The organism is Aeromicrobium sp. Leaf245 (genome assembly GCF_942548115.1).
GTDB lineage: Bacteria > Actinomycetota > Actinomycetes > Propionibacteriales > Nocardioidaceae > Aeromicrobium.
This window is the reverse complement of sequence record NZ_OW824151.1, coordinates 1,200,098-1,227,001: the sequence shown is the minus strand read 5'-3', so window position 1 is coordinate 1,227,001 and position 26,904 is coordinate 1,200,098. Positions and strand designations below refer to the sequence as shown.

26 protein-coding genes are annotated in these 26,904 nt (G+C 72.3%); 6 read left to right on the top strand and 20 right to left on the bottom strand.

Annotation, left to right across the window (positions count from 1 at the left end; translation table 11 throughout):
• Positions 1-321: 321 nt before the first annotated feature.
• The 15 genes from NBW76_RS06130 to glmS all read right to left on the bottom strand — a co-directional run bounded on the left by NBW76_RS06130 (position 322) and on the right by glmS (position 14,705).
• Complete coding sequence (locus NBW76_RS06130) at positions 322-1,635, bottom strand: GAF domain-containing protein (protein ID WP_055964447.1); 1,314 nt, start codon at positions 1,633-1,635, stop codon at positions 322-324.
• Positions 1,636-1,755: 120 nt separating this feature from the next.
• A complete protein-coding gene (locus NBW76_RS06125; RefSeq protein WP_056553449.1) occupies positions 1,756-2,574 on the bottom strand; it encodes an ABC transporter permease in 819 nt (272 codons plus the stop codon).
• Complete coding sequence (locus tag NBW76_RS06120; protein WP_055964441.1) at positions 2,571-3,518, bottom strand: ATP-binding cassette domain-containing protein; 948 nt, start codon at positions 3,516-3,518, stop codon at positions 2,571-2,573. Before NBW76_RS06120 ends, NBW76_RS06125 begins: the two co-directional genes overlap by 4 nt.
• 64 nt (positions 3,519-3,582) lie before the next feature.
• Positions 3,583-4,626: a tRNA (adenosine(37)-N6)-threonylcarbamoyltransferase complex transferase subunit TsaD gene (gene tsaD / locus NBW76_RS06115; RefSeq protein WP_056553452.1), complete on the bottom strand. Its 1,044-nt coding sequence runs from the start codon at positions 4,624-4,626 to the stop codon at positions 3,583-3,585.
• 78 nt (positions 4,627-4,704) lie between these two features.
• Positions 4,705-5,475, bottom strand: a complete 771-nt coding sequence (locus tag NBW76_RS06110) for a 1-acyl-sn-glycerol-3-phosphate acyltransferase (protein WP_055964435.1) — start codon at positions 5,473-5,475, stop codon at positions 4,705-4,707.
• A gap of 55 nt (positions 5,476-5,530) precedes the next feature.
• A complete protein-coding gene (locus NBW76_RS06105) occupies positions 5,531-5,989 on the bottom strand; it encodes a DUF5709 domain-containing protein (RefSeq protein ID WP_056553455.1) in 459 nt (152 codons plus the stop codon).
• Positions 5,986-6,453, bottom strand: coding sequence for a DedA family protein (locus tag NBW76_RS06100; RefSeq protein ID WP_055964429.1), 468 nt, complete (start codon positions 6,451-6,453; stop codon positions 5,986-5,988). The genes NBW76_RS06105 and NBW76_RS06100 overlap by 4 nt, the downstream gene beginning before the upstream one ends.
• Positions 6,450-6,908: a GNAT family N-acetyltransferase gene (locus tag NBW76_RS06095; protein WP_056553458.1), complete on the bottom strand. Its 459-nt coding sequence runs from the start codon at positions 6,906-6,908 to the stop codon at positions 6,450-6,452. Before NBW76_RS06095 ends, NBW76_RS06100 begins: the two co-directional genes overlap by 4 nt.
• Positions 6,905-7,546, bottom strand: coding sequence for a tRNA (adenosine(37)-N6)-threonylcarbamoyltransferase complex dimerization subunit type 1 TsaB (gene tsaB / locus NBW76_RS06090; RefSeq protein WP_056553461.1), 642 nt, complete (start codon positions 7,544-7,546; stop codon positions 6,905-6,907). Before tsaB ends, NBW76_RS06095 begins: the two co-directional genes overlap by 4 nt.
• Positions 7,547-7,842: 296 nt before the next feature.
• On the bottom strand, positions 7,843-8,811 hold the full coding sequence (gene tsaE / locus NBW76_RS06085; RefSeq protein WP_056553463.1) for a tRNA (adenosine(37)-N6)-threonylcarbamoyltransferase complex ATPase subunit type 1 TsaE: 969 nt from the start codon (positions 8,809-8,811) through the stop codon (positions 7,843-7,845).
• Positions 8,811-9,878, bottom strand: a complete 1,068-nt coding sequence (locus tag NBW76_RS06080) for an alpha/beta fold hydrolase (RefSeq protein ID WP_055964416.1) — start codon at positions 9,876-9,878, stop codon at positions 8,811-8,813. Before NBW76_RS06080 ends, tsaE begins: the two co-directional genes overlap by 1 nt.
• A 41-nt stretch (positions 9,879-9,919) precedes the next feature.
• Positions 9,920-11,035, bottom strand: coding sequence for an alanine racemase (alr, locus tag NBW76_RS06075; RefSeq protein WP_056553466.1), 1,116 nt, complete (start codon positions 11,033-11,035; stop codon positions 9,920-9,922).
• A complete protein-coding gene (locus tag NBW76_RS06070; protein WP_056553469.1) occupies positions 11,029-12,462 on the bottom strand; it encodes a bifunctional ADP-dependent NAD(P)H-hydrate dehydratase/NAD(P)H-hydrate epimerase in 1,434 nt (477 codons plus the stop codon). The genes alr and NBW76_RS06070 overlap by 7 nt, the downstream gene beginning before the upstream one ends.
• 28 nt (positions 12,463-12,490) lie before the next feature.
• Positions 12,491-12,847, bottom strand: coding sequence for a holo-ACP synthase (locus tag NBW76_RS06065; RefSeq protein ID WP_056553472.1), 357 nt, complete (start codon positions 12,845-12,847; stop codon positions 12,491-12,493).
• Positions 12,848-12,854: 7 nt separating this feature from the next.
• A complete protein-coding gene (gene glmS, locus NBW76_RS06060; protein ID WP_056553477.1) occupies positions 12,855-14,705 on the bottom strand; it encodes a glutamine--fructose-6-phosphate transaminase (isomerizing) in 1,851 nt (616 codons plus the stop codon).
• A gap of 55 nt (positions 14,706-14,760) precedes the next feature.
• On the opposite strand from glmS, the gene coaA reads away from it, so the two are divergent.
• Positions 14,761-15,702, top strand: a complete 942-nt coding sequence (gene coaA, locus NBW76_RS06055; RefSeq protein WP_055964404.1) for a type I pantothenate kinase — start codon at positions 14,761-14,763, stop codon at positions 15,700-15,702.
• Positions 15,703-16,451: 749 nt separating this feature from the next.
• On the opposite strand, the gene NBW76_RS06050 is transcribed toward coaA, so the two are convergent.
• Genes NBW76_RS06050 through rplM form a run of 4 tightly spaced genes read right to left on the bottom strand, consistent with a single transcriptional unit; the run spans position 16,452 to position 19,760 of the window.
• The gene (locus tag NBW76_RS06050) at positions 16,452-17,417 is read right to left on the bottom strand and encodes a GNAT family N-acetyltransferase (RefSeq protein WP_055964401.1); all 966 of its coding nucleotides are present in this window, start codon (positions 17,415-17,417) and stop codon (positions 16,452-16,454) included.
• A gap of 32 nt (positions 17,418-17,449) precedes the next feature.
• The gene (gene glmM / locus NBW76_RS06045; RefSeq protein ID WP_055964397.1) at positions 17,450-18,796 is read right to left on the bottom strand and encodes a phosphoglucosamine mutase; all 1,347 of its coding nucleotides are present in this window, start codon (positions 18,794-18,796) and stop codon (positions 17,450-17,452) included.
• A 5-nt stretch (positions 18,797-18,801) separates the two neighbouring features.
• Entirely contained in the window at positions 18,802-19,290 is a 489-nt protein-coding gene (gene rpsI, locus NBW76_RS06040) for a 30S ribosomal protein S9 (protein ID WP_055964394.1), read from the bottom strand.
• A 26-nt stretch (positions 19,291-19,316) separates the two neighbouring features.
• Entirely contained in the window at positions 19,317-19,760 is a 444-nt protein-coding gene (rplM, locus tag NBW76_RS06035) for a 50S ribosomal protein L13 (protein WP_055964390.1), read from the bottom strand.
• A 326-nt stretch (positions 19,761-20,086) separates the two neighbouring features.
• Here rplM and NBW76_RS06030 point away from each other — a divergent pair, with 326 nt between their 5' ends.
• The 3 genes from NBW76_RS06030 to NBW76_RS06020 all read left to right on the top strand — a co-directional run bounded on the left by NBW76_RS06030 (position 20,087) and on the right by NBW76_RS06020 (position 23,777).
• Complete coding sequence (locus tag NBW76_RS06030; RefSeq protein ID WP_082480663.1) at positions 20,087-21,412, top strand: citrate synthase; 1,326 nt, start codon at positions 20,087-20,089, stop codon at positions 21,410-21,412.
• 320 nt (positions 21,413-21,732) lie between these two features.
• Positions 21,733-22,233 carry a TadE/TadG family type IV pilus assembly protein gene (locus tag NBW76_RS06025; protein ID WP_055964384.1) on the top strand — a complete coding sequence of 167 codons (501 nt, stop codon included), beginning with the start codon at positions 21,733-21,735 and terminating at the stop codon, positions 22,231-22,233.
• Positions 22,230-23,777, top strand: coding sequence for a pilus assembly protein TadG-related protein (locus NBW76_RS06020; protein ID WP_056553480.1), 1,548 nt, complete (start codon positions 22,230-22,232; stop codon positions 23,775-23,777). The genes NBW76_RS06025 and NBW76_RS06020 overlap by 4 nt, the downstream gene beginning before the upstream one ends.
• Before the next feature lie 6 nt (positions 23,778-23,783).
• Here NBW76_RS06020 and NBW76_RS06015 read toward each other — a convergent pair whose 3' ends face one another.
• Complete coding sequence (locus tag NBW76_RS06015) at positions 23,784-25,088, bottom strand: metallophosphoesterase family protein (protein WP_082481772.1); 1,305 nt, start codon at positions 25,086-25,088, stop codon at positions 23,784-23,786.
• A gap of 29 nt (positions 25,089-25,117) precedes the next feature.
• Between NBW76_RS06015 and truA the strand changes: the two genes are divergently transcribed.
• Both truA and NBW76_RS06005 read left to right on the top strand, forming a co-directional pair.
• A complete protein-coding gene (gene truA / locus NBW76_RS06010) occupies positions 25,118-25,933 on the top strand; it encodes a tRNA pseudouridine(38-40) synthase TruA (protein WP_056553486.1) in 816 nt (271 codons plus the stop codon).
• A 41-nt stretch (positions 25,934-25,974) separates the two neighbouring features.
• Positions 25,975-26,853: an endo alpha-1,4 polygalactosaminidase gene (locus NBW76_RS06005; protein WP_056553556.1), complete on the top strand. Its 879-nt coding sequence runs from the start codon at positions 25,975-25,977 to the stop codon at positions 26,851-26,853.
• Positions 26,854-26,904: the final 51 nt, after the last annotated feature.

Genomic DNA, 26,904 nt, shown 5'->3' with positions numbered 1-26,904 from the left:
GCGTCGGGTGGGCAGGGATTCTCCCTTTGCGCGTGACGGTCCACGCGAAGGGAGAATCCCTGCTCCTGCGTGGCCCCTGGGCGTCGCCACGATTCTTCCTTCGCGAGGCACGGTCCACGAGAAGGAAGAATCGTGCGTGGATCCCGCGCAGAGGGAGAATCGTGGCCGCGCCCCGCAGACCCAGCCGGGACGAGACCCACCGTTCCGGTCGAGGCCCTTTCGGAGACCACCTCGACGCGAAGCCACAGCGACGCAGCAGCACGAGAAGCCCCAGCCACAGCGACGCAGCAGCGGGCGGAGACCCAGCCGCAGCTCGCCCCCTCAGCCGAACGCGCGGTCGAGCTTCTCGACGTGGGCCGCGACCTGCGCGTAGCGGGGCGACGTCGTCGGGAGGATCTCCAGCGCCCGCGACCAGACCCCGAGGTCGTCACGACCGTGCGGGGTGTCGGCGAACGACAGGACGGCGTCGGCGTCGTCGCTGGCCAGCAGGGCCGAGACCAGCTCGAGGTGCAGGTCGTCGCGCAGCTCCTCGACCGCCGGGGCGGTGGAGGCCGGCAGCACCGGTCCGCGGTAGGCCGCCACGGCGCTGCGCAGCCGACCGTCGCGCAGCAGGTCGCGCACCTCGTCGACGTCGGTGCGCACGGCCGTGCGCAGGCGGTAGGGCCGCGACGCCAGCTCGAGAGGCCCGAGCACCCCGCGCAGGCGCGACAGCTCGGCGCGGATGGTGACCGGCGCCTGGTCGTCGTCGCTCAGCGCCACGCCCAGCTCGGCCGCAGTGAGCCCGTCGGGCGCCCGCGTCAGCAGCAGCAGGAGCTCGCTGTGGCGTCCGCTGAGCCGCGACGTGAGCGGACCGACCTGCAAGGTGGCGCCGTGCACGCCGAGCACGTCGAGCCGGGGGGCGGACCAGCCGCTCGAGACCTGCAGCGGCGACGCGCTCGGCTGGAGCCGGGCGATCCGCAGCTCCGCCTCCACGGCCGCAGCCGTCGCGCGGACGAAGCCCAGCCCCTGCGCGGTGGCCACCTCGGCTCCGCCGGTCACGTCGAGGACACCGAGGATCGCACCGGTGTCGGGGTCGTGGATGGGAGCCGCCGAACAGCTCCAGGGCGTGACCTGGCGCCCGAGGTGCTCGGGACCGAAGATCTGCACGGGCCGGTCGATCGCCAGGGCGGTGCCGGGCGCGTTGGTACCGGCGCTCGTCTCGCTCCAGTCGGCGCCGGGCATGAAGTGCATCGCCTCGGCCCGGGAGCGCAGGCCCGACGACCCCTCGACCCACAGCAGCTGACCGGCCGCGTCGCTGACCGCCACGAGCAGCCCGGCGTCGGCGGCGCTCTCGACGAGCAGCCGTCGGATGACCGGCAGGCCGGGGGCCAGCGGGTGGTGCTCGCGGATCTCGCGCAGGGCCTCGTCGTCGAGCGTGATGCGGGGCAGGTCGGTCTCGGGGTCGAGGCCACCGGCCACGCTGCGCTTCCAGGAGTCGCGCACGACCGAACGCACCGGCGCGTCGGTGGTGCCGGAGGTCAGGAACTCCTCGTGCGCGCGGCGGAGCCAGCGCGACAGGGAGTCCGGGTCGGAGCCCGCCGGTACGGCGACGTCGTGCTGCCGCTCGTGCGCCCTGGGCTCCGACGTGCGTGGCATGGAGAAAGTCTACGTGACCTGGCTCACGGGGACAGGGGAGCAAGGTCCCGAGTTCCGGCCGACCGGAGGACGTCCATCGACCGTCTGGGGGCGTCGCGCCGAACCGCCGCGGAGGCTGGGTCAGGCGTCGCGCCGCACGAAGGCGACGGTGCCCAGCACGAGCAGCACCACCACGAAGACCGCCATGACCAGACCGCCCCCGACCGGACCGAACGGGACGACGCCGAAGATCTGCAGGGCGTTGTCCAGGGAGAGGCGCGTGTACATCTGTCCGCCTGCGTCGTAGGGCAGGAAGCGCAGCACCTCGACGAGCCCGCCACGGCCCGAGGGGTCGTCGGAGGCGGCCTTGATCGCGAGGACGACCGCCTTCACGAGGCCCTCGACGAGTGACGGGATGAGCAGCAGCATGGCCACGGCCGCCGTCTGGTTGCGGGTCAGCGTGGCGAACGCGAGCCCCGAGAGCGAGAACAGGGTCGTGTAGAGGACGGTGCCCAGGGCGATGTCGCGCAACCCCTCGAACGTGGGCATGCCGACCCCGAACACCAGGGCGCTGAGGGCCGCGATCCCCACGCACACCAGCGCAGCCACGAGCGACAGCACGGCCGTCGTGAGGATCTTCGCGAGCATGACCGAGAGGCGGCTCGGCAGGGCGGTCAACGTCGCGCGGATCATGCCGTGGCGGTACTCGTGACCCATCGAGAACACCCCGAGCAGGCCGATGACGTAGGCGATGAACAGCGGGGCGAAGCCGAGCGAGGCCCCCACGGTCACGAGGATCGCGAACGTGTTGTCGCCGCCCGACAGCGGGCCGGTCTCCGGGAGGTTCCAGGCGATGAGCACGCTGAGCAGGAGCTGGAAGGCGAAGGCCACCCCGAGGATCCAGTAGGTGGACCGGATGGTGCGCAGGCGCGCCACCTCGTAGCGCAGGGCGTCGATCATCGCTCTCCTCCGCCCTCGCGGTCGTGGCCCGGGTCGGCGATCGCGCCCCGGTACTCCTCGTCGAGACCGGTGGCCGCGAGGAAGGCCTCCTCCAGCGTGGCCCGCCGGGTGGACAGCTCGTGCACGCGCACGCCGTGCTCGTGCGCGAGGTCACCGATGCGGGCGGCGTCGAGACCGGAGACGACCTGGGCTCCGTCGGCGTCCGGGGTGAGCGTGGCCCCGGCGGCGGTCAGGACGGGGGCGAGGACGTGGAGGTCGGGGCTGCGCAGCAGCACCTGGACCGTGCCGCCGTGCTCGACGAAGTCGCTCACGGGACCGTTGGCCAGCAGGCGCCCGCGACCCACGACCACGAGCTCGTCGGCCAGGAGCGCCATCTCCTGCAGCAGGTGGCTGGAGACGAAGACGGAGCGGCCCTCGCCGGCGAGGTGCCGGAGCAGCTGGCGCAGCCAGGTGATGCCCTGGGGGTCGAGCCCGTTGCTGGGCTCGTCGAGCACGAGGGTGTGCGGGTCGCCGAGCAACGCCGCCGCGATGCCCAGCCGCTGCCCCATGCCGAGGCTGAACTTCTTGGGTCGGCCCTTCGCGACCGAGGTCAGGCCGACCAGCTCGAGGACCTCGTCGACGCGACGCCGCTCGATGCGGTTCGCGACCGCCAGCATCTGCAGGTGGTGGCGGGCCTGGCGCGTGGGGTGGAAGGGCTTGGCCTCCAGCAGGGCGCCGACGTGGCGCATGGGCTGCTCGAGCTCGCCGAAGGTGCGGCCGTCGAACGTGGTGCGGCCCTCACCCCGGTCCAGCCCGAGCATGAGCCGCATCGTGGTGGACTTGCCCGAGCCGTTGGGACCGAGGAACCCCGTGACGCTGCCGGGCGTCACGGTGAAGCTCAGGTCGTCGACCGCGCGACGGGTGCCGTAGGACTTGCCGAGCCCTCGTGCCTCGATGACTGCCACGGCGCCAGCCTGCCAGAGACGGCCGCCCCGCGCCGGGAGCCGTGCACAGGCACGCCGCGGACGCTCAGGCGACGACGCGGGTGACGGGCAGGCTGGAGTCGACGGGGAGGTCGAGCGACGACGGGGCGATGCCGCGCGACACGACCTCGGCACCGAGCGCCGCCACCATCGCGCCGTTGTCGGTGCACAGACCCGGCTTCGGGATGCGGACCTCGATCCCGGCCGCCGACGCCCGCTCGAGCACCATCTGGCGCAGCCGCCCGTTCGCGGCCACCCCTCCCCCGACGACGAGGGTGTCGACGTCGTGGTCGCGGCACGCCTGCACGGTCTTGCGGGTCAGCACGTCGACCACGGCGTCCTGGAACGAGGCCGCGACGTCGGCGACGTCGATGTCGCGCCCCATGCGCTGCTCGTGCTGGACGTGCCGGGACACGGCGCTCTTGAGTCCGGAGAAGGAGAAGTCGTAGCGGTACCGGTCGGCGTCCTTGGCGGCCGTGAGTCCCCGGGGGAACCGGATGGCCGCGCCGTCGCCCTCCTGCGCCACACGGTCGATGTGCGGCCCGCCGGGGTACGGCAGGCCCAGCAGCCGCGCCACCTTGTCGAAGGCCTCGCCGGCCGCGTCGTCGATGGTGGTGCCGAGCATCGTGATGTCGGAGGCGATGTCGTCGACGAGCAGGATCTCGGTGTGCCCGCCGCTCACCAGCAGCGCGGCCACCCGGCGGTCGAAGCGACCGTGCTCGAGCTGGTCGACCGCCACGTGGGCGGCCAGGTGGTTGACGCCGTAGAGCGGCTTGTCGTGCGCGATCGCCAGCGCCTTGGCCGCGGCGACGCCCACCAGCAGCGCCCCGCTCAGACCGGGACCGCAGGTGACGGCGATGGCGTCGACGTCGCGCACGTCGATGCCCGCCTGGGCGTACGCCTGCTCCAGGGTGGGCACCATCGCCTCGAGGTGGGCCCGGCTGGCCACCTCGGGCACGACGCCACCGAATCGCACGTGCTCCTCGACGCTGGAGGCCACGGCGTGCGCCAGCAGGTCGGTGCCCCGCACGATGCCGACGCCGGTCTCGTCGCACGACGACTCGATGCCGAGGACGATCGGTTCAGTCACGCCGACCAGTCTCTCAGACCCCGTGGAGCCCGCGGCCGACCTGGTCCTGGGCCGAACGCCGAGGACCGCGAGGTGCGGTCAGGAGGACTGCCCGTCCTGCTTCGCGGCGCGACGGGCGGCCTTCTGCGCCTTCTCCTCGGCGTCCAGCCGGGCCGCCTCCTCCGGCGTCGGGGCCGTCCCGCCGTAGCGGGCCGGGGCCCACCACTGACCCTCCGGGGAGACCGGGTACTCGCGGATCGCCTTGTCGAGCAGCGCCGTCATGGCCTCGCGCAGCACCTGCGTCTCGGCCACCGGATCCTCACCCGTGACCGGGATCGGTTCACCGACGTGCAGCGCGATCGTCTTGCCACGGCCCCAGATGTCGGACTCGTGCCCCTTGGTCTTCAGCAGCTGTGTGCCCCACGTGACCATGGGGATGAGCGGGACGCCCGCCTCGGCGGCCATCCGCACGGCGCCGGTCTTGAGCTCCTTGATCTCCATGGAGCGGCTGATCGTCGCCTCGGGGAAGATGCCCACGATCTCGCCGGAGCGCGCGTACTCGACGGCCTTGTCGTACGACGCCTGTCCGGCGTCACGGTCGACCTCGATGTGGTGGAAGGACCGCATCAGCGGACCGCCGACCGGGTGGTCGAAGGCCTCCTTCTTCGCCATGAACCGCACCAGGCGACCCGACGGCTGCGTGGCGAGGCCGTCGAAGACGAAGTCGACGTAGCCGATGTGGTTGGCCGCGAGGATCGCTCCCCCGGTGCGCGGCACGTGCTCGGTGCCGGACATCTGGAACGACATGCCCAGCAGCTTGAACAGCGTCTTGGCCGTCACGATGACCGGCGGGTAGGTGATGTCGCGCATGCGGGTCAGCGTAGTGCACAGATGTGCACCGAAGGGGTCGTCGCGGACCCGCTTCTCACGTCCCGGGCGAGCCGGCGGACAGGTCGTCGGGATCGTCGTCCACGACGTGCACGGCGGCCTCCTCGGCGCTGGCGGCGGCACCGTCGATGCCGACGTCGTCGCCGACCAGGGCCTTCTCGGTGTCCTCGCCGAGTCCCTCGTCGGGCGCGACCAGACGACCGGAACGCTCGTCGCCCACCTCGTCGTCGTAGATCTCGGGGTCCACGTCGGCGTAGGGGTCGACGTCAGGGACCTCCTGCGCGACGCGCTGGTCGAGGGTCTCGCCCTCAAGCGCCTCGTCGGGCGTGGTGCCGAAGCCCTCGCCCGCGCTCCACTTCTCCGGTGGGGAGTAGCCCTCGTCGAGCACGTCGTCGACCCCTCGGTCGACGAGCGTGTCGTCGGGCTGGAGCTGGTCGAGGACCTCCGACTCGTCGCGGTTGTCCTGGGCGTCGAAATCGATGGGTCCGTCGGTCATGCTTCGAGACTGCCACGCCGACGGCGCGACGCAAGTGCTGCGACGACCGCCACGAGCACCAGGGCCACGCAGCCGACCGCGACCGCCTCCCCGCGCTCGCTTCCGGTGCGCAGCGCCACGAGGAACGCGCCGGCGCCGATCGTGCTCCAGACGGTCGCCCACAGCGCGGCACCGGGAACCAGCCCGACGAGGTAGCGCGGCCAGGTCATGCCGGCGAGACCGGCGCCGGCGTTCACCACGGTCTGCGCGCCGACCGTCAGGAAGCTGGCGGTCACCACCGGCGGACCCCACCGGTCCACGCGGTCGGCGGCCGCGCGCAGCCGGGGGCCGGGCTCGCGTCGACGCAGCACACCCGCCGCGACCAGACGACCGACACCGTAGGTGGCGCCGGCGCGCAGCAGCACGATCGCGAAGAGCGCCAGCCACGCCCAGGCCCACGGCCACGACCGGATCTCCTCCATCATCGCGACGACTCCGGCGTGCTCGCGGGGAGTGCCGCCTCCAGCACGAGCGCGTCCCGGCCGGGGCCGTAGTAGCCATGGCGACGTGCGATCGGCTCGAAGCCGTGGGCGGCGTACAGGGCGAGCGCAGGGGCGTTGTCGTCGGCGACCTCGAGCAGCATGCGCGTCGCGCCACGGTCGGCGGCCGCCGTGCTCGCCGAGCCCACCAGGCCCGACGCGACGCCGTGGCGCCGGTGCGCCGCGCCCACGACCACGCGGTGCAGGTCGGCGACGTCGGCCACGACGCCGACGTCGACGTAGCCGGTCGTCACGCCGTCGCGCTCGTCGACGAGCACGATCCGGTCCCGCAGGGCGAGCTCCTCGCGCAGCGTGGCCGCCGACCAGGCTCCCTGGCCGAAGGCCTCGCGCTCGAGCTCGACGAGGGCCGCGAGGTCGCCGTCGTCCGCGGGACGGATCACCGCACGGGCGACGCCGGCCGAGCGTCCGGCCGGCGCAGGTAGAGCGGCTCCAGGGGCAGGACCTCGACCTGGCCGCTCACCACGCCGTCGGCGAGGGCCGCGGCCGACGCGTCGAGGGGTCCGTCGAGCGCCGTGAGCACGTCGGCGTACAGCTGGGCCCCTCGTCCGACCACGGGCAGGTCGGGGAGCAGGCGCGCGAGCTCGGCGGGCTTGTCGACGTTCGGGCCGTCGACCCGGCGCAGGACGCCGTCGTCACCGGGCGCGTACCGCGCCCAGTAGACCTCCTTGCGGCGGGCGTCGATGGCCACGACGTGCTCGTGGTCGAGCGCAGCGGCGAGGGCCAGGGCGTCGAGGGAGCACACGCCGTGGGCCGTGAGCCCGAGGGTCGACGCGAGGGTGCGCGCAGTGACGATGCCGACGCGCAGTCCGGTGAAGGGTCCGGGCCCCACACCGACGGCGACGTCGGTGAGGTCGCCCGCCGTCCGACCGGCCTCGGCGAGGGCGTCGCGGATCGCCGGGGCGAGCAGCTCGCCGTGCGCCATCGTGCCCTCCCCCTCGGCCCGGCCGACGACGACGTCGCCGTCGTGGACGGCGACGCTCACGGCGGGGCCGGAGGTGTCGATCGCAAGCAGCAGCACACGAGTGAGCCTACCCTCACTCCACTGGGCCATCGGGGCACGCCCGCAGCGTCGGGCAGCGATCATTCTCGTGGACCGGTCCCCCACGCAGAGAGCATCGTTCGTCGGTCCGGGCGGTCAGAGGTAGGTGACGCACCGGTCCGCGGCCCGGACGGGTGCGAGGCCTACCTCCGACGCCTTCGATAGGTGCGCCACCTACCTCTGACGGCTCCGACACGTGCGTCACCCGCCTCCGAGGAACGCAGCCTCAGACCGCCGAGAAGCCGCGTCGACGCAGACGCAGACCGAGCAGGACCTCAGCCGAGCAGGGTCGAGCGCAGCGGGACGTCGACCCAGCGGGGACCGTTCGGCTTGATGGTGACCACGCGCGGCTCCGCCTCGTCGGGGTGGTCGCCGTCGTGCTGGGTGCCGAGCGGGTCGATCGGGCGGGCGCCGCGCACCTCGATGCTCACCGAGAGCCAGCTGTCGTTGAGCTGCTCGGCCATGCCCGCGCCCCACTCCACCACGGTCACCGACTCCTCGGCCGTGGCGTCGAGGTCGAGGTCGTCGACCTCCTCGGCGCCACCCAGCCGGTACGCGTCGACGTGCACGAGCGCCGGACCGTCGGACTGCGACGGGTGCGTGCGGGCCAGCACGAACGTGGGCGACGTGATGGGTCCGCGGACGTCGAGCGCGGCTCCCAGGCCCTGGGTGAACGTGGTCTTGCCCGCACCGAGGTCGCCGGTGAGGACCAGCAGGTCGCCGGGTCGCACGAGCTCGGCGACCCGCGCGGCCAGGTGGTGCATGACCTCGGGCGTCGGGACCTCGCGGGCGAGCCAGAGCGTCTTGCCCAGCACCAGGAGCGGACCCTCCTGGTCGACCGGGTAGTACTTGCGTCGCGTCCAGAACCGCACCGTGTCGGGCAGCTCCTCGCGCACGTGCAGCCAGATGCCGTCCTTGCCGCGCTCCTCGGCGGTGTCCTCGGCCACGCCCACCATGGCCGAGGCGACGCCGCGCGACTGGATCTCGGGGTCGACCGCCACGCGCCGCAGGCCCAGCTTGCCGGGGCGCGACTCGTCGAACAGCAGGGCACCCATGGGTACGCCACGACGCTCCACCAGCAGCCCGCCGGCCGTGCCGAGGACCTCGGCGACCGACTCGACCGTCTCCTCGAGCGCGGTCGACGGCGGGTCGAGGTCGGGCCGCACCCTGAAGGAGCGGTGGATGATGTCGACGACGGCCTCGGCGTGCTCGGGACCGGCGTCGATGACGTCGAGAGCGCGCATCAGCGGTCCTGCTCCCGCACCGGATGACCGACGGCCTCGAGCACGTCCTCGATCGCACGGGTGACGGCCACGTTCTCCTCGAACGGGATCATGTGTCCGGCGTCCTCCAGGGTCACGAGCTCGGCACCGTCGATGGCGTCGGCCAGGCGCCGGGCATGGCTGATCGGCGTGAGCAGGTCCTTCGTGCCGCAGGCCACGACGACCGGCACCTGCGCGAGACCCTTGGCCCCGGTCCGCACGTCGAGGTCGACGAACGCGGGGTAGAAGTCGAGCAGCACGGAGGTGTGCGCCCGCAGGATCATCTCGTCGGACATGTCGGCGTACTTCTGCGGCGCGTCGGGACCGACCGCCCAACGACGCACCACGCTGTAGCTGTTGAAGGTGCGTCCCCAGTCGAGCAGCGGGCTTCCCGCCCGCAGCAGCGGCAGCAGCCGGCGCAGCCCCGGGCTCTGGCGCACGAGACGACCGGCGCTCGTCGAGAGCAGCACCGCTCCCACCACCCGGTCACCGAACAGCGAGGGTGACTCGGCGGCCAGCTGCTGGACGGTGATGCCGCCCATGGAGTGGCCGACCAGGACCACCGGGCCGTCGGGCGCGACCTCGTCGAGGATCGTGCGCAGGTCGTCGGCGAGCTGCTCGAAGCTCGAGCCGTGCCGGGTCGATCGTCCCGAGCCTCCGTGCGAGCGCTGGTCGTAGAACACCATGCGCACGAGGCCGCGGAGCGCCAGGCGCTGGTAGTGCCACGTGTCGAGGGTGCAGACCCAGCCGTGCACGAACACCACGGTCAGCGGCGAGTCCTGCGTCGAGGAGCCCGCCTCGTGCCGGCCGGCCGGCGTCCCGTCGCCGCGTGTGCGTGCCTCGTCGACCTCGACGTTGAGCGCGACGCCGTCGGAGGCGATGACGGTGCGCGGCGTGCTGTGCACGCTGCCGAACGGCACGTCCTCGCCCCGCTGCTCGCGTCGGTGCTCGCGCCGGCGGGTGTCGACGACCTTCGCGGCGACCCCGGCCGCCACGAAGGCCCCGGCGGTCGCGGCCAGGGCGGTCAGACGGGCGGGAAGGTGGCTCATCACGGTCCTCGGTGGGCCGGCCGACGGACGGTGCGTCCGGCTCAGCCTCGGTAGGTGCGCTCGATGCGGCCGCCCAGTCGGGTGACGACCTCGTACCCGATCGTACCGGCGGCGCTCCCCCAGTCCTCCGCGGTGGGGGCGCCCGGCTCCGCGCCGAACAGCGTGACCACGTCGCCGCGGGTGGCGTCCCGGTCGCCCAGGTCCACGACCAGCTGGTCCATGCAGATGCGTCCGACCACGGGGGCGCGGCCCCCCGCGAAACCGACCTCGGCGCGACCCGACGCGGTGCGGAGCACGCCGTCGCCGTACCCGAGCGGGACCAGCCCCAAGGTGGTCTCGCGGTCCGTGGTCCAGGTGTGGCCGTACGAGACCGACGTGCCCGCCGGCACGCGCTTCACGGCGGCGAGCCTGCCCCGCAGCGTGAGCACCGGTCGCAGGTCGGCGATCCCGGAGAGGGCGGGGTCGGGGGCGATCCCGTAGGTGGCGATGCCGGGCCGCACGAGGTCGAAGTGGGCCGAGGGGCGGGTGAGCAGGGCCGCCGAGTTGGCCAGGTGGCACCAGCGTGGGTCGAGGCCGGCACCCCGCACGGTCTCGACGGCCTGTCGGAAGACCTCCTCCTGGAGGTCGTTGGCCCGGTGGCTCGGCTCGTCGGCACAGGCGAGGTGCGACCACACCCCCGTGACCTCGACGCGGCCCGACGCCTGCGCGGAGGCGGCGGCCCCGACCAGGTCGTCCCACTGCGGACCGAAGGCGCCGTTGCGGGCCAGACCGGTGTCGACCTTCAGCTGCACGCGCGGACGTCGGCCGGTGGGCACGTCGGCCAGGATCTCGGCGAGCTGCTCGGTCGATGACGCGGTGAGCTCGACGTCGCGCTCGACGGCGGCGGCGTAGGAGGCGCCGGGTGCCGCGAGCCAGCAGAGCAACGGCCCGGTGTCGCCGGACTCGCGCAGCCGGAGCGCCTCCTCGGGCGTCGCGACACCGAGCCACGAGGCGCCGGCCTCCCGCGCCGCGCGGGCCACCGGGAGCATGCCGTGGCCGTAGGCGTCCGCCTTCACGACCGCCATGAGCGCCGCTCCCGGAGCGAGCCGCGCGAGGGTGGCCACGTTGTGGCGGTACGCGTCGAGGTCGACGACCGCCTCGGCCTGCGGGCTCACCACCGGCGCACCTCCACCAGGGTGCCGTCGAGGAACGCCGCCACGGTGGTGGGCAGGGCCGCGGCGACCTCCGACGCGGCGACGGGACCTCCGGGGTTCGCCCGCACGGCCGCCGCTCCGTGCAGGAACGCGGCGAGGCGCCCGGCGTCGAACGGGTCGAGCCCGCCGGCCAGCAGCGACCCCGCGAAGCCGGCCAGCACGTCGCCGGACCCCGCTGTGCCCAGCCACGGCGTCCCGGACAGGTTGACGGAGCACCGTCGCTGGCCGGAACCGTTCCGCGGGGCGACGACGAGGGTGCGGGCACCCTTGAGCAGGACGGTGGTCCCCCAGCGGTCGGCGGCCGTGGCGGCGTGCGCCCAAGGATCGGCCTCGACCGTCTCGCGGTCGACGTCGAGCAGGCGGGCCAGCTCACCCGCGTGCGGGGTGAGCAGCACCGGCACCTGGGGGTCGTGCGGCAGGTGCTCGATCGCACCGGCGTCTACGACCAGCGGCACGCCGTCGTCGAGGCACGCGGCGAGCTGATCGCCCACGTCGTCGCCGGCCCCCGGGCCGACCACCCAGGCCTGCACCCGACCGCGTCCGTGCACGACCTCGGGCGCCCGGTCGACCACGCGGGCGGCGAGCGCGTCGGTGCCCACGAACCGCACCATGCCCGCGAGGCCGGACTGCGCACCGGCCACGCAGAGGTGCGCGGCGCCGGCGTAGGCGTCGGACCCGGCCGATACCCCGACCACGCCACGCGCGTACTTGTGGGACTCCCCGCTGGGCACGTGTCGTCGCAGCACCTCGCCGTCACCGACCTCGAGCGCCTCGACGGCGGCGCCCGGCAGGTGCGGGCCGAGCCCGATGTCGACGAGGTGGGGCGGCTCCCCTCCCCCGGCGTCGGCGGCCGGCCCGACCAGGGAGCAGACCTTGTACGTGCCGAACGTGACCGTGCGGTCCGCCCGCACGTGCACGCCCGGGGCAACTCCCGTGTCGACGTCGACGCCGGAGGGGACGTCGACCGCCACGACGTGGGCAGACGTCTCGTGCGTCCACCGGGCCCAGTCCGCGGCCCGACCCTCGAGGCCGGCACGGGCACCGATGCCGAACAGGGCGTCGAGGCACCAGCGCTGGGCACCCGGGCCGTCGACGTGCTGCGCGCCGGCCGCCCGGGCCGCTGCGAGGCCCTCGGCGTGCACGGCGCCGGGGTCGAGCAGCGCGAGGTCCACGCGCACGCCGCGGTCGAGCAGATGGGCTGCCGCGAACAGGGCGTCGCCGCCGTTGTTGCCGGGACCGACGAGCACCACCACGACGTCGCCGGCCGGGACGTCGTCGAGGGCGTCGGCCAGTCCGCGGGCGGCGCGCTGCATGAGCGCGTCCCAGCCGGTCTCGCGGGCGAGCCGCTCCTCGGCGTCGCGCACCTGCGCGACGGTGTGCCCGCTCAGCACGTGCTCACGCCCCTGCTCATGACCCCCGTCATGATTCCGCCACGACGAACGCCGTGGCCACCGACGTGTCGTGCGACAGCGACACGTGCACGCGCGTGATGCCGAGGTCGGCCACCCGGGCCTCGGCCGCCCCGGAGAGCGAGAGGTGCGGAGCGCCGTGCTCGTCGAGCACGACCTCGATGTCCTGCCACGACATGCCCGCGGGCGCTCGCAGGGCCTTCACGAACGCCTCCTTGGCGGCGAAGCGTGCCGCCAGGCGCTCGGTGGAGAGCACGGCCTCGGCGGGGGTGAAGAGTCGCGAACGCAGCTCGGGCGTGCGCTCGAGGGTCCGCTCGAACCGGCCGAGGTCGACGACGTCGACCCCCACGCCCCAGATGCCGGACACCGTCGACCTACTCGACCGTGACCGACTTGGCGAGGTTCCGCGGCTGGTCCACGTCGTGGCCGAGCAGCGACGCCAGCTCGCACGCGAAGATCTGCAGCGGCACCGTGGCCACGAGGGGCTGGAGCAGCGTAGGCACCTTGGGCAGCCGGATCAGGTGGTCGGCGTAGGGCACGACGTCGTCGTCGCCGTCCTCGGCCAGCACGATCGTGAGGGCGCCGCGGGCGCGGACCTCCTGGATGTTGCTGACGATCTTCTCCTGCAGCTGGTCGCGTGCCTTCGGTGGCACGACCACGAAGACGGGGATGCCGTCCTCGATGAGCGCGATCGGGCCGTGCTTGAGCTCGCCCGCGGCGAAGCCCTCCGCGTGCAGGTACGCCAGCTCCTTGAGCTTGAGCGCCCCCTCGAGCGCCACGGGGTAGCCGACGTGCCGACCGAGGAACAGCACGGACCGACGGTCCGACAGCTCCGCGGCGAGCTTGCGCACCTGGTCGCCCTCGTCGAGCATCCGCTGGATGCCGGCCGGCAGCTTCTCGAGCGCGCCCATGATGGCGTCGATCTCGTCGCCGTACTTGGTGCCCTTGACCTGGGCCAGGTACAGACCCAGCAGGTAGCAGGCCACGACCTGCGACAGGAAGCCCTTCGTGGACGCGACGGCGACCTCCGGCCCGGCGTGGGTGTAGATGACCGCGTCGGACTCGCGCGGGATGGTGGAGCCGTTGGTGTTGCAGATGCTCAGCACCCGGGCGCGCTGCTGGCGGGCGTACCGGATGGCCATGAGCGTGTCCATGGTCTCGCCGGACTGGCTGATCGCCACGACGAGCGTGGACTTGTCGATGATCGGGTCGCGGTACCGGAACTCCGAGGCGAGCTCGACCTCGCACGGGATGCGCGTCCAGTGCTCGATGGCGTACTTGGCCACGAGTCCGGCGTAGGAGGCGGTGCCGCAGGCGATGACGATGATCTTGTCGACGTCGCGCAGCTCGTCGTCGCTGAGGCGCATCTCGTCGAGCTGGAGGCGGCCCGCACGGCTGTAGCGGCCGAGCAGGGTCTCGGCGACGGCCTGCGGCTGCTCGTCGATCTCCTTGAGCATGAACCAGTCGTACCCGCCCTTCTCGGCGGCCGAGACGTCCCAGTCCACGTGGTAGCTGGTGGTCTCGGCCGGCGTACCGTCGAAGCCGGTGACCACCATGTCGTCGCGGGTGATGGTGACGACCTGGTCCTGGCCGAGCTCGACCGCCTCGCGGGTGTACTCGATGAAGGCCGAGACGTCGGACCCGAGGAAGTTCTCGCCCTCGCCCCGCCCGACCACGAGCGGGGAGTTGCGCCGCGCGCCGACGACGACGTCGGGCTGCTGCGCGTCGGTGATGACGAGCGTGAAGGCACCCTCGAGCCGGTTGCAGACGGCACGCACGGCGTCGTCGAGGGCGGGCGTGCGCACGAGCTCGTCGGAGAGCAGGTGGGCCACGACCTCGGTGTCGGTGTCGGACTGCATCTCGTGCCCGGCGGCCTCCAGCTCGGACCGGAGCACGGCGAAGTTCTCGATGATCCCGTTGTGCACGACCGCGATGCGACCGTCCTCGCTGAGGTGCGGGTGCGCGTTGCGGTCGTTGGGCGCGCCGTGGGTGGCCCAACGGGTGTGCCCGATGCCCGTGGTGGACTCCGGCAGCGGCGACTCGGCGAGCACCCCGTCGAGGTTGACGAGCTTGCCCGCCTTCTTGGCCCAGGCGATCTGACCGGTCTCGGGGTCGGCCAGCGCGACTCCGCCGGAGTCGTAGCCGCGGTACTCGAGGCGACGCAGCCCGCCCATGACGACGTCCAGGGCGCTGCGGTGCCCGACGTAACCCACGATTCCACACATGCGCTCCAGGGTACCCAGGGAACCCGCCGGCTCCCGCTACCGGCAGGATGAGGCCATGGCTCGTGAGCTCTCGCCGTACGTCGAGATCGAGAGGTCCGCATGGGCCGACCTCGCCGACGACGTGCCGCAGCCGCTCACCGAGGCCGACGTCGAGCGTCTGCGTGGCCTCGGCGACGAGCTCGACATCGACGAGGTGCGCGAGGTCTACCTGCCCCTCACCGAGCTGATCAGCCTCCGGGTGCGTGCCGCGACCCGGCTCTGGGAGGCCACCGAGTCGTTCCTGCGGGAGCCGCAGCCCCAGCGCACCCCGTTCGTCATCGGCGTGGCCGGGTCCGTGGCCGTCGGCAAGTCCACGACCGCCCGGCTCCTGCGCGCTCTGCTCTCCCAGTCACCGGACCACCCGCGCGTCCAGCTGGTCACCACCGACGGCTTCCTCTGGCCCAACGAGGAGCTCGAGCGTCGGGGCATCCTCCAGCGCAAGGGCTTCCCGGAGTCCTACGACCGCAAGGCGCTCCTGCGCTTCGTCATCGACGTCAAGTCCGGCGTCGAGCAGGTCTCGGCGCCGGTCTACTCCCACCTCACCTACGACCGCACCGACGAGACGGTGGTGGTGGAGCGGCCCGACATCGTCATCGTCGAGGGCCTCAACGTCCTCGCTCCGGCGAAGGAACGCGGCGACGGGTCACCCGGGCTGTCGGTGAGCGACTACTTCGACTTCTCCATCTACGTCGACGCCTCCAGCAAGGACATCCGCCGCTGGTACGTCGACCGGTTCCTGGCCTTGCGCCGCACGGCGTTCGCCGACCCCGCCTCCTACTTCCACCGCTACAGCAGCCTCACCGACGACGAGGCGCGAGCCCGCGCCGAGGAGCTGTGGGACACGATCAACTGGCCCAACCTGCGCGAGAACATCCAGAGCACCCGCGGCCGCGCCGACCTGGTGCTGCGCAAGAGCGCCGAGCACTCCGTGAAGTGGGTGCGGTTCCGCAAGATGTGAGCCGGACGAGCCGGACTGCGGGTGCGGCGGCCGGCCGGTCGTGTCCTGCGGGTGAGTCGGCCCGGCCGAGACCTCCCTGCTGCTGCGACACCTCGGCCGGGCTCTCGGCTGCGGCTGCGTCGCTGTGGCTCCACGTTCTCCTGCGGCTGCGTCGCCGTGGCTACGAGGCGGGGCGGTCTCCGAAAGGGCCTCGACCGGAGCAGGGGAGGGGTCTCGGCTCGGCTGGGTCTGCGGGGCGCGGCCACGATTCTCCCTCTGCGCGGGATCAGTGCACGATCCTTCCTTCGCGTGGACCGTGCCACGCGAAGGAAGCATCGTGGCGACGAGAAGAGGCCCCGCACGGGCAGGGATTCTCCCTTCTCGTGGACCGTCACACGCGAAGGAAGAATCTCTGCCCATCCCCCGCGCACCGGCGCCCCGGCGGACGCAGGATTCTGCCTTCGCGTGCTGAAGCCCGAACGATGCTGCGTTGGTGACGGGATCCCGTAACGAACGCAGCATCCTTCGCCCCCTCACGCACGAACGCAGAATCCTGCGTCACCCCAGCCACGCTCCGAGAGCCCACCCGAGCCCGGACCCCTCCGCCGGTCGAGGCCCTTTCGGAGACCGACCCGACTCGCAGCCACAGCGACGCAGCCGCAAGGCATGACCCAGCCGGAGCAACGCAGCCGCGGGTCGAGGCCCATCCGGAACGACGCAGCAGCAACGGCACGGGACGCCCCGGACGACGACTCGACCGACGCCGAGGATCAGCCGCCCAGCCCCTTCACCAGCTCGGCCGCCCACGCCACCTGCCGGTACCCGATGGCCTCGTTGACGGCGATCATCGGCGTGTTCGAGGCCGCGTTCCAGGTGGTGACGCGCGTGCGACCCTCGAGCAGGTCGGCCGCCTCGTGCAGGGCCGCCACCTTCATGGCCAGACCGAGGCCGTGGCCGCGGTGGGCCGGGAGCACGAGGGTGTCCCACTGGTAGGCGGTCTCGCCGTGATCCGGCACCACGAGCTGGGTGTGCCCGGCGAGCGTGCCGTCGGGGGCGACCGCCGCCACCGTCTGTCCGACACGGCCCTGCTCGCGCCACCGCGCCTCCTCGTGGCGCACCCGCGCGGCGTCGAAGTGCTCCGGCCCGATGCCGACGTCGCCCGACGGGGCCTCCGCCAGGATGAGCGCGCGGAGCACGGCGTACTGGTCGACCCACTCCTCGGGGCAGTGACGCCACGCGACCGCGGTGTACCCGTCACGCCACGGCGCCTGAGGCGGCGCGGCCGGGAGGCGCAGCTCGCGGATCGCGTCGAGCAGGTCGACGCGATAGCCGTGCAGGGCGGCGAACACCGACCCTGCGCCGGCCTCGTCGTGCACCGACCACGACGCCTCGGCGAAGGCGTTGACCCGACCCTCGGCCCTCACCCGATCCTCGACGGCCCGCAGCAGTGCACTGCCGAGGCCGGCACGACGCCGTCCAGGGTCGACGAAGACGTGCAGGTACGCGAGCGTCCGGTTGTCCTGCTGGGGGAAGGAGACCCACGCCCCACCCACCACCTCGTCGTCGACGACGCCGGCGAGCACCACGTGCTCGGCGTAGGGGTCGCTGGTGAGGTTGGTCCGCTTCTCCGCGATGCCCCAGGGCTCGTCGAAGGGTTCGGCGTGGCTGCGGGCGTAGACCGCGTGGAACGCGGCGTACTGCTCGTCGTCTGCGAGGTCCACCCGACGGATCTGCACGGGCCGACGCTACCGCGCCGCGAGCGGGCCGATCAGACGCCGAGGGTGTGGCGCACCACGTCGGCGAGTCGCTCGGCCACCGACGTGGCCTCGTCGAGCGACGGGGCCTCGACCATGACGCGCACCAGCGGCTCGGTGCCCGAGGAACGCAGCAGGATGCGGCCGCGACCGTCGAGGGCACCGTTGGCCGCGACCAGCTCGCCCTGGAGCACGGGATCGGTGTCGACCCGCGACTTGTCGACGTCGGGGACGTTGACCAGCACCTGCGGGAGCCGCTGCATGACCGACCCGAGGTCGGCCAGCGACCGACCCGTCGCTCGCATGCGCGCCGCGAGGTGCAGCGCGGTGAGCACTCCGTCGCCGGTCGTCGCGTGGTCGGCCATGATGACGTGGCCCGACTGCTCGCCACCGAGCGTGAAGCCGCCGGCACGCATCGCCTCGAGGACGTAGCGGTCGCCCACCGCGGTCTGCAGGACGCGCAGACCCGCCGCCTCCATCGCCTGCACGAAGCCGAGGTTGCTCATGACGGTGGCCACCACCGTGTCGTCCTTGAGCGTGCCGGCCTGCTGCCGGGCGAGCGCGAGGACGGCGAGGATCTGGTCGCCGTCGACCACACGCCCCTCGGCGTCGACCGCGAGGCACCGGTCGGCGTCGCCGTCGAACGCGAAGCCGGCGTCGGCGCCGTGCCGCACGACCGCGGCCTGCAGGTCACCGAGGTGGGTGGAGCCGCAGTCCTCGTTGATGTTGAGACCGTCGGGCTCGTCGTGGATGGTGACGACCTCGGCACCGAGCTCGGCGAACGCGGTGGGGCCCACGTGGAAGGCGGCGCCGTTGGCGCAGTCGAGCACGACCTTGAGACCCTCGAGCCGATCGGGGACGGTGCTCACCAGGTGCTTGACGTAGGAGCTCACGCCCACGTGGCTGTCGCCGATGCGTCCGACGCCGGCCCCGACCGGGCGCTCCCACGGCTCCTGCAGGCGCTGCTCGATCGCGATCTCGATCGCGTCGTCGAGCTTGTGTCCACCGCGCGCGAGGAACTTGATGCCGTTGTCGGGCATCGCGTTGTGGCTCGCGGAGATCATGACGCCCATGTCGGCGTCGAGCTCGGCGGTGAGGAAGGCGGCGCCCGGGGTGGGCACGACGCCGAGCCGGTGCACGTCGACACCGGCCGAGGCGAGACCCGCGACGATCGCCGCCTCGAGGAACTCCCCCGAGGCGCGCGGGTCGCGGGCCACGACCGCCGTGGGCCGGCTGTCGGCGAACGCTCCGGCCTCGCCGAGCACATGTGCCGCCGCGACCGACAGGTCGAGCGCGAGCTCGGCGGTCAGGTCGCGGTTGGCGAGGCCTCGTACCCCGTCGGTGCCGAAGATCCGGCCCAACGGAATCAGCGCTTGCTGTACTGAGGAGCCTTACGGGCCTTCTTGAGGCCGGCCTTCTTGCGCTCCTTGATGCGAGCGTCGCGGGTCAGCAGTCCGGCCTTCTTCAGCAGCGGACGGTTGACCTCCTCGTCGATGGCGTTGAGGGCACGGGCCACGCCGAGGCGCAGCGCGCCGGCCTGGCCGGTCATCCCGCCGCCGGTGACGCGAGCCACGACGTCGAAGCTGCCCTCGAGGCCGGTGGCCGCCAGGGCCTCCTTGGCGATCTGCTGGTGCAGCTTGTTCGGGAGGAAGTCCTCGAGCGGCTTGCCGTTGACGGTCCACTGGCCGGAGCCGGGGACGATGCGCACGCGGGCGACCGCCTCCTTGCGGCGGCCGGTGGCCGCGCCGGGGGCCACGAGGGACTTGCTCGTCGCGATCTCCGCGGACGGCGAGGTCTCGGAGGTGTAGACGCCGTCGGTGGTGGTGGGGACGTCGGTCTCGGTGGTGTCAGCCACGGTGCTCGTCTCTTCTGCTCGGGTGCTCACTGGGAGATCTGCTTGATCTCGTACGGCTGGGGCTGCTGCGGCGCGTGCGGGTGCTCCGGGCCGGCGTAGACCTTCAGCTTCTTGATGATCTTGTCGCCGAGGCGGTTCTTCGGCAGCATGCCGCGCACGGACTTCTCGATGGCCTTGCGGGCGTCCTTCTCGAGCAGGTCGCCGTACGCGATCTGCTTGAGCCCGCCCGGGTAGCCGCTGTGACGGTAGACCGGCTTGTCGGTGCGCTTGTTGCCGGTCAGCGCCACCTTGTCGGCGTTGATGATGATGACGAAGTCACCACCGTCGACATGCGGGGCGAAGGTCGCCTTGTGCTTGCCGCGCAGCAGGTGCGCGGCCGACACGGCAAGACGGCCCAGGACGACGTCCTGAGCATCGATGACGTGCCACTGATGGCTGATGTCAGCAGGCTTGGGGCTGTACGTAGGCACGGCGTGACCTTCTCGTTGTGGTTCTGGGTGGCACTAGCTGGATCTGGGTCGTTGTCGCTGCACGTCCGGACCGTGGGCGGACCACACGTTCTCCGTGGCCGTCGAGTCCGGGGGCACAGGCCGCCTGGGCTTCGGCGCAGGACCGCCGGGAGGCGATCGCGCACGCAGGGCACAACGACGTCCAAGAGTAACCGGCGTGGCCGCACGCGGTCAAAACGGGTGGGCGTGGCCGGACGTCGAGGCTTCCCGGCGCTCGCTCCTCGAGACCCAGCCGTGCGTGTCTCGGGAGGCCGCACTAGGTTGGAGATGAGTCCGGGGCCACATCAATGACCCGTTCAGCACGTCACAGGAGACCCATCGTGACCGACCAGACCTTGACCGTCCGCGACAACCGGACGGGCGACGAGTACGAGCTCGAGATCACGGACGGCACCGTCCGCGCGTCCGATCTCGGCAAGATCGGCAAGACCGAGGACGACCCCGGCATCGCCGTGTACGACCCCGGGTTCACCAACACCGCGTCGACCCGCAGCGCCGTCACCTTCATCGACGGCGAGAAGGGCATTCTCGAGTACCGCGGGTACCCGATCGAGCAGCTCGCGGAGTCCTCCACCTTCCTGGAGGTCGCGTACCTGCTCATCCACGGCGAGCTGCCCACGAAGGAGCAGCACGACCAGTGGGTGCACGACATCACGTTCCACACGTTCGTGCACGAGAACCTCAAGAGCCTCATGCAGGGCTTCCGCTACGACGCGCACCCCATGGGCATGCTGCTGTCGAGCGTCGGCGCCCTCTCGACGTTCTACCCCGAGGCCCGGGCCATCCACGACCCCGACGTCCGACGCGAGCAGATCGTGCGCATGATCGCCAAGATGCCGACGCTCGGCGCCTGGTCGTTCCGCCACGCGCAGGGCAAGCCGTACGTCTACCCCGACAACGAGCTCTCCTACACGGAGAACTTCCTGTCGATGCTGTTCAAGATGAGCGAGCCGAAGTACGACCCGGACCCGCGTCTGGCCAAGGCCCTCGACGTGCTGCTGATCCTGCACGCCGACCACGAGCAGAACTGCTCGACCAACGCGGTGCGCTCGGTCGGTTCGAGCCAGGTCGATCCGTACTCGGCGGTCTCGGCCGGCATCGCGGCGCTCTACGGCCCCCTGCACGGTGGCGCCAACGAGGCCGTGCTGCGCATGCTCAAGCGGATCGGGACGAAGGACAAGATCCCGGAGTTCATCGAGGGCGTGAAGAACGGCGACGAGAAGCTCATGGGCTTCGGTCACCGCGTCTACAAGAACTACGACCCGCGCGCCAAGATCATCAAGAAGGCGTGTGACGACGTCTTCGAGGTGACCGGCGTCAACCCGCTGCTCGAGATCGCCCAGGAGCTGGAGAAGATCGCGCTGGAGGACGAGTACTTCGTCTCCCGCAAGCTCTACCCGAACGTCGACTTCTACTCCGGCCTCATCTACGAGGCGCTGCAGTTCCCGCCCGAGATGTTCACGGTGCTGTTCGCGATCGGTCGCACGCCGGGCTGGCTGGCCCAGTGGCTCGAGCTGGTCGACGACAAGGAGCAGAAGATCGCGCGCCCGAAGCAGATCTATACCGGTGACCGGACCCTCGAGTTCGTGCCCGCGGAGCAGCGCTGGGCCTGACGCCCACCCACGCGAGTGAACCCCCGCCTCGGCGGGGGTTCTCTCGTTTCCGCCCAACGGGGTTCCGGGCCGCGGACGGATGGCCAGCCGGCGGGGGTTCCGGGCCACGGGCGGATGACCAGCCGGCGGGGGTTCCGGGCCACGGGCGGATGACCAGCACAGCCCCCTGTTCCCTGATTCCAGGGACAGGGGGCCTTTCGTCACGCTAGATTTCAGGACGAAAGCCTCGGCCGGATGGGAGTTCCGGGACGGGGAGGGAGCTTTCGCGTCGGTCCTGCACAGGGCGGAGCCGACAGGTCACGGGTCGAGGGAGCATCGTGATGGTCGGACCACGACAGGCACGCACGGACGACGGGCGATCGCGCCGTCGTCGCGACGACGGTGCTGCTGCGGTCGAGTTCGCCCTCGTGCTGCCGATCTTCGTCGCGCTGCTGTTCGGTGTCATCAGCTACGGCTGGATGCTGAGCTACCGCCAAGGCATCAGCCAGGCCGCCGCCGAGGGCGCCCGCGCCATGGCCGTCTCCGTCTCCCCCACGGGGTCGACCGTGCCGGCCGATCGAGCCCGAGCGGCGATCAACCGCTCGCTCTCCTCCTACGGCGTCACCTGCACCTCGACAGGCACGCTCACCCGCAACGGCGCCACGGTCGGGACGTGCAGCGTCTCCACCACGGCGTGCACGACCGGCTCGACCGTGCAGTGCGCCCGGATCGCGATCAGCCACAACTACCGCGCCAACCCGCTGATCCCGTCCTTCCCCGGGCTCGGCATCACCCTCCCCACCACCATCGGCTACACCACGACCAGCGAGGTGAGCTCGTGAGGCGCCAGCGCCGTGACGAGCGGGGCGCCATCCTTCCCCTGACCGCGCTCATCATGGTCATCGTGGTCGGCTTCACCGCGTTCGCGACCGATCTCGGGGTGCAGCGCGTCGCTGCGCGCGACATGCAGGCGGTCGCCGACGTGGCCGCCCTCGACGCCGCACGCAAGCTGCCGACCTGCACCACGTCGACGCTCCAGGCCGCGGCGAACGCGAGCCTGGCCCGCCAGGGCCGCCGCGTCGGCACGTCGTCGCCGCTGGTCGTGACGCCGGGCCACCTCAGCTCCACCGGTGCCTTCGTCGCCGGCTCCGGGACCACCGGCTGCGACGCCGTGCGGATCACCGCGGCCACGACCGTGGACTACGCCTTCGCCCCCGTGATCGGGAACGACTCGGGCTCGGCCACACGCACGGCGATCGGGACACGGTCCGACGCGGCCGTCTGCTTCTCCGTCGGCACCAAGACGCTCACGCTCAGCACGTCCGGCAGCGCCATCGGACCGATCCTCGACCGCGTCATCAAGGTCAACGGTCTCGACGTCGTCGGCTACACGGGCCTCGTGAGCCTCAAGAACGTGCAGGTCCCGCTCGTCGACCTCGCGGCGGCCCTCGGCGTCGGCACACCGCAGGAGCTCGCAGCGCTCGACGTCTCGCTGCAGACGTTCACGCTGGCGGCGGCCTCCGTCGTCCGCAAGCAGGGTGACCTCGTGAGCGCGACCCTGCTGGAGTCGATCGCCGCGCGTGCCACGGGTCTGCGGGCCGACGTGAGCAACTTCCTCGCACTCGACACCACCGGCAACGCCGCCCTCTCGGCGTCGGTCAACGCGCTCGACCTCGTCGGGGCGTCCTTCGTCGCCGCCAACGGCACCAGCGCCTTGCGCATCGACCAGCTCGGTCTCAGCCTCCCGCTCGGCCTGCTCAACGCCAACGCCCGGATCGTCATCGTCGAGCCACCACAGATCGCCTGCGGCAAGGCCGGGGTCACCGCTCGCACGGCCCAGGCCCGGGTCGACCTCGAGACAGTCGTGGGGACCTCGCTCCTCGCCTACGCCGAGATCAGCATGGGCGTCCGCGTCGGCGAGGGCTCGGCCACCCTGTCGTCCTTGCAGTGCACCGGCCCGGCCAGCGTGACCATCGCCGGGCAGACCACGGCAGCGCGCGTCGTCGGGTACGGAGGCACGGGGTCGGCCCGACTGACCGCAGCCAGCCTGCTGAACCCCCGCAAGGACCTTCCTCTCCACCTCAAGGAGGTGGTGGCTGCGACGAACGCGGGCAGCCACACCTTCACCTATCCCGCCGGCGCGGGCCTTCCCACGCCCGCCAACCACACCTTCAGCAGCAACGTGAACTTCGCCGTCGAGGTCGACAACAACGGTCTGCTGGGCGGTCTGCTCTCGTCCGTCACGAACTTCCTCCTGACGGTGCTCAACCCCCTGCTCGAGGGTCTGCTCACGCCCCTGCTCTCGTCGCTCGGGATCAAGATCGGCACGATGGACGTCACGATGCTCAGCCGTCCCTCGTGCAACGCCGTCCGCCTGGCCGGCTGAGCGCTCTCAGCGTCGGGTGACGGACTTGTCGCCGTCGGCGTCCTTGGTGATCGTCACGTCGTCGAGGGCCGCGCCGTACGCGATCGACGGCGTCGAGCCCGACCCCTTGGAGGCGACGATGGAGCGGAACCGCAGCGTGTCCGCGGCGACGTCGACGACCTGGTAGGTGCTGATCCTCTCGGCCCACCGCGCACGGGTGGCACCTCGGCGGTCCCAGTCGGCGCGCGAGATCTCGTAGAACTTGGGGCCGGACACCGAGGTCGCGAACACCGTGCTGTCGGGGTCGCCCCGGTACCCGCTGCTGAAGACGTGGTCGTGACCGCTGAGCACGAGGTCGACGTCGTGCTTCTCGATGACGGGCAGGACCGTCGAGAAGACGGCACTGTTGGTGCGGTCCGCCCGCGACGCGAACGGACCGGCGTGCAGCAGCACGACGCTCCACCGGTTCGGGTTGTCCTGCAGCTGTGCGTCCAGGAAGCGGGCCTGGGCCGCGAGGTCGGAGCCGAAGGAGTCGAGCACCACGAAGCGGACGCCCTGCTGGTCGAAGCGGTACCAGGTGGGTCGCTGGCCGGAGACGCCGTTGGACGGCGACGAGAAGTAGGTGCGGAACCCCTGCGCGTCGCCCGAGCGGCAGTCCCGCACGAGGATGCACTGCTCGTGGTTGCCGATGGAGGCCACCACGTTGCGACTCGTCCGCACCGGGGCGAGCGCGGCCATGAGGTCCACCCACTCCTGGTGGACCCACGGGTGGTTCACGACGTCGCCGGCGTGCAGCACGAGGTTGGCCGAGGGGAAGCGGTTCACCGCGGCCTTGACGATGGCGGCCGGGCGGTCGGCGTTGGCCACCTGGGTGTCGCCCAGGGTGAGGAACGTCCAGGGCTCCAGCTCGGCCGCTGACGTCGTGAAGTGGTAGTCGCCCGCGCTGCCACCGTTGTTGACCACCCGATAGCGGTAGCGCGTTCCGGGCTCCAGGCCGGTCAGCGTCGCGGTGTACGCCGGGCGGGCCGAGCCGCTGTCGCGCACGCTCGTCGCGGCCTTGCGCCGGGCCGCCGCGCGCACCTGGGTGCCGCCACCGACCGGCTGCGCGACGACGCGCTGGTTGCCCCACGCCTTCACCGAGCGCCACGTGACGACCTGCGAGGCCGAGGTCGCCGCTGGGGTGAGCACGACCGCCATGGGCGGCGTCCCGGTGCTCGCGGCCGGCACGGCGTCACTCTCGACCACGGGTGCGGAACGGTCCTCGTCCGGCGCCGCGGAGCAGCCGCCCACCAGCAGGGCCATGCTCGCCAGTACCACCGGTCCGGTCCTCATGGGTCCACCGTAGGCACTACCGTGGCCGCGTGCGACTGCGACTCGATCTCTCCTACGACGGCGCAGGGTTCCGGGGCTGGGCCGCCCAGCCCGGTCTGCGCACCGTGCAGGAGACCGTCGAGACCTCGATCGCCACCGTCCTGAGGCTCGAGGAGCGGCCCTCGCTCACGTGCGCGGGCCGCACCGATGCCGGGGTGCACGCCCGCGGCCAGGTGGCCCACGTGGACCTCGACGACACCGTGCAGCCCGACCAGCTGGCCCGTCGGCTCCGCCGGATCCTGCCCGACGACGTCGTCGTGCACGCGGTCACCGCCGCTCCGGACGGGTTCGACGCGCGGTTCGCCGCGGTGGAGCGCCGCTACGCCTACCGCCTCCAGGACCAGCCCGGACGGCTCGACCCGTTGGCCCGGGCGCACGTGGTCGCGTGGCCGAAGCCGCTCGACGTCGAGGCGATGAACGCAGCCGGGGTGCTGCTGACCGGGGAGCACGACTTCGCCGCGTTCTGCCGCCGACGCGAGGGCGCCACGACGATCCGGACCCTGCTCGAGCTGACGACGACCCGCTCCCCCGGCGACGGGCTCCTCGTCACCACGGTGCGCGCCGACGCGTTCTGCCACTCCATGGTGCGTGCCCTGATGGGTGCGCTCGTGGCCGTCGGCGGGGGTCGGTACGAGCCGTCCTGGGCGCGCGACGTGCTGCGGACCGGTGAGCGCGACCCCCGCGTGAAGGTGATGCCGGCCCACGGGCTGGTGCTCGAGGAGGTCGTGTACCCGTCCGACGACCGGTTGGCCGCCCGAGCCCACGAGGCACGCCGACGTCGCGACGAGCCCACCGAGGGCCCCTGAACGCGTCCGGGCGGCGCCCGCGGCCCCGTATCGTGGTGACGGTGCCGACCTCCCCCCGCCGCTGCGCCTCGACACGCCTCCGCGCGCCACGCCCCGTCGGTGCCCGCCTCGTCGGCGCCTGCCTCGTGGTCGCCCTGACGGTTGCCTGCTCGGCACAGGGCGCGCCCGCCGCCCCGCCGGCGACACCGTCGGCCACCGCTCCTGTCCCGCTGCCGCGCGACGCCGTCGTCGACTACCAGCTCGGGGGCTCGTACCGCCCCGCGGCCGACGTCACCGTGGTCGTGCGCGACCGCACCGAGAAGCCCGATCCCACCCGGTACTCGGTCTGCTACGTCAACGCCTTCCAGACGCAGCCCGGACAGCTCGGCTGGTGGAAGAAGCACCACCCGACCCTGCTGCTGAAGCGCCAGGGCGTCCTCGTGCGCGACCCGGGCTGGCCCGACGAGGTGCTGCTGGACCAGCGCACCGCCGCGAAGCGCGCCGCCATCGTCTCGATCGTCTCCGGCTGGTTCCGCGGGTGCGCGAAGGCCGGGTACGACGCGATCGAGGCCGACAACCTCGACGCCTGGACCCGCTCGCGCTCCCTCCTCACCCGGGCACAGACGACGTCGACGGCGAAGGGACTCGTCCGCGCCGCCCACGCGACAGGGCTGGCGATCGCGCAGAAGAACACGCCCGAGATCGACGGCCGCGCCCTCGGCTTCGACTTCGCGGTGGCCGAGGAGTGCGAGGTGTACCGCGAGTGCGGCGACTACACGCGGCTCTACGGGCGCGGCGTCGTCGAGATCGAGTACACCGACAACGGTCGGGCGGCCTACGCGCGTGCCTGCCGCCAGCGAGCCGGCGACCACCCCATCACGCTCCGCGACCGCGACGTGGTGCCTCGTGGCGCGCGCGGCCACGTGTTCCAGCACTGCTGACCACGACGTCCGGGCACCGACCGTGCTGCCCGACGCCTGCTGCGAGGATGA

Excerpts from the sequence above, each read along its gene's own strand:
- NBW76_RS06110 (WP_055964435.1), bottom strand. The coding sequence starts at position 5,475 with ATGCGCGACATCACCTACCCGCCGGTCATCGTGACGGCCAAGACGCTG.
- NBW76_RS06030 (WP_082480663.1), top strand. The coding sequence starts at position 20,087 with ATGACCCGTTCAGCACGTCACAGGAGACCCATCGTGACCGACCAGACC.
- tsaE (WP_056553463.1), bottom strand. The coding sequence starts at position 8,811 with ATGCGCGCTCTCGACGTCATCGACGCCGGTCCCGAGCACGCCGAGGCC.
- NBW76_RS06130 (WP_055964447.1), bottom strand. The coding sequence starts at position 1,635 with ATGCCACGCACGTCGGAGCCCAGGGCGCACGAGCGGCAGCACGACGTC.
- NBW76_RS06105 (WP_056553455.1), bottom strand. The coding sequence starts at position 5,989 with ATGACCGACGGACCCATCGATTTCGACGCCCAGGACAACCGCGACGAG.
- glmS (WP_056553477.1), bottom strand. The coding sequence starts at position 14,705 with ATGTGTGGAATCGTGGGTTACGTCGGGCACCGCAGCGCCCTGGACGTC.
- NBW76_RS06080 (WP_055964416.1), bottom strand. The coding sequence starts at position 9,878 with ATGAGCCACCTTCCCGCCCGTCTGACCGCCCTGGCCGCGACCGCCGGG.
- NBW76_RS06015 (WP_082481772.1), bottom strand. The coding sequence starts at position 25,088 with ATGAGGACCGGACCGGTGGTACTGGCGAGCATGGCCCTGCTGGTGGGC.
- NBW76_RS06125 (WP_056553449.1), bottom strand. The coding sequence starts at position 2,574 with ATGATCGACGCCCTGCGCTACGAGGTGGCGCGCCTGCGCACCATCCGG.
- NBW76_RS06100 (WP_055964429.1), bottom strand. The coding sequence starts at position 6,453 with ATGATGGAGGAGATCCGGTCGTGGCCGTGGGCCTGGGCGTGGCTGGCG.
- coaA (WP_055964404.1), top strand. The coding sequence starts at position 14,761 with ATGGCTCGTGAGCTCTCGCCGTACGTCGAGATCGAGAGGTCCGCATGG.
- NBW76_RS06025 (WP_055964384.1), top strand. The coding sequence starts at position 21,733 with ATGGTCGGACCACGACAGGCACGCACGGACGACGGGCGATCGCGCCGT.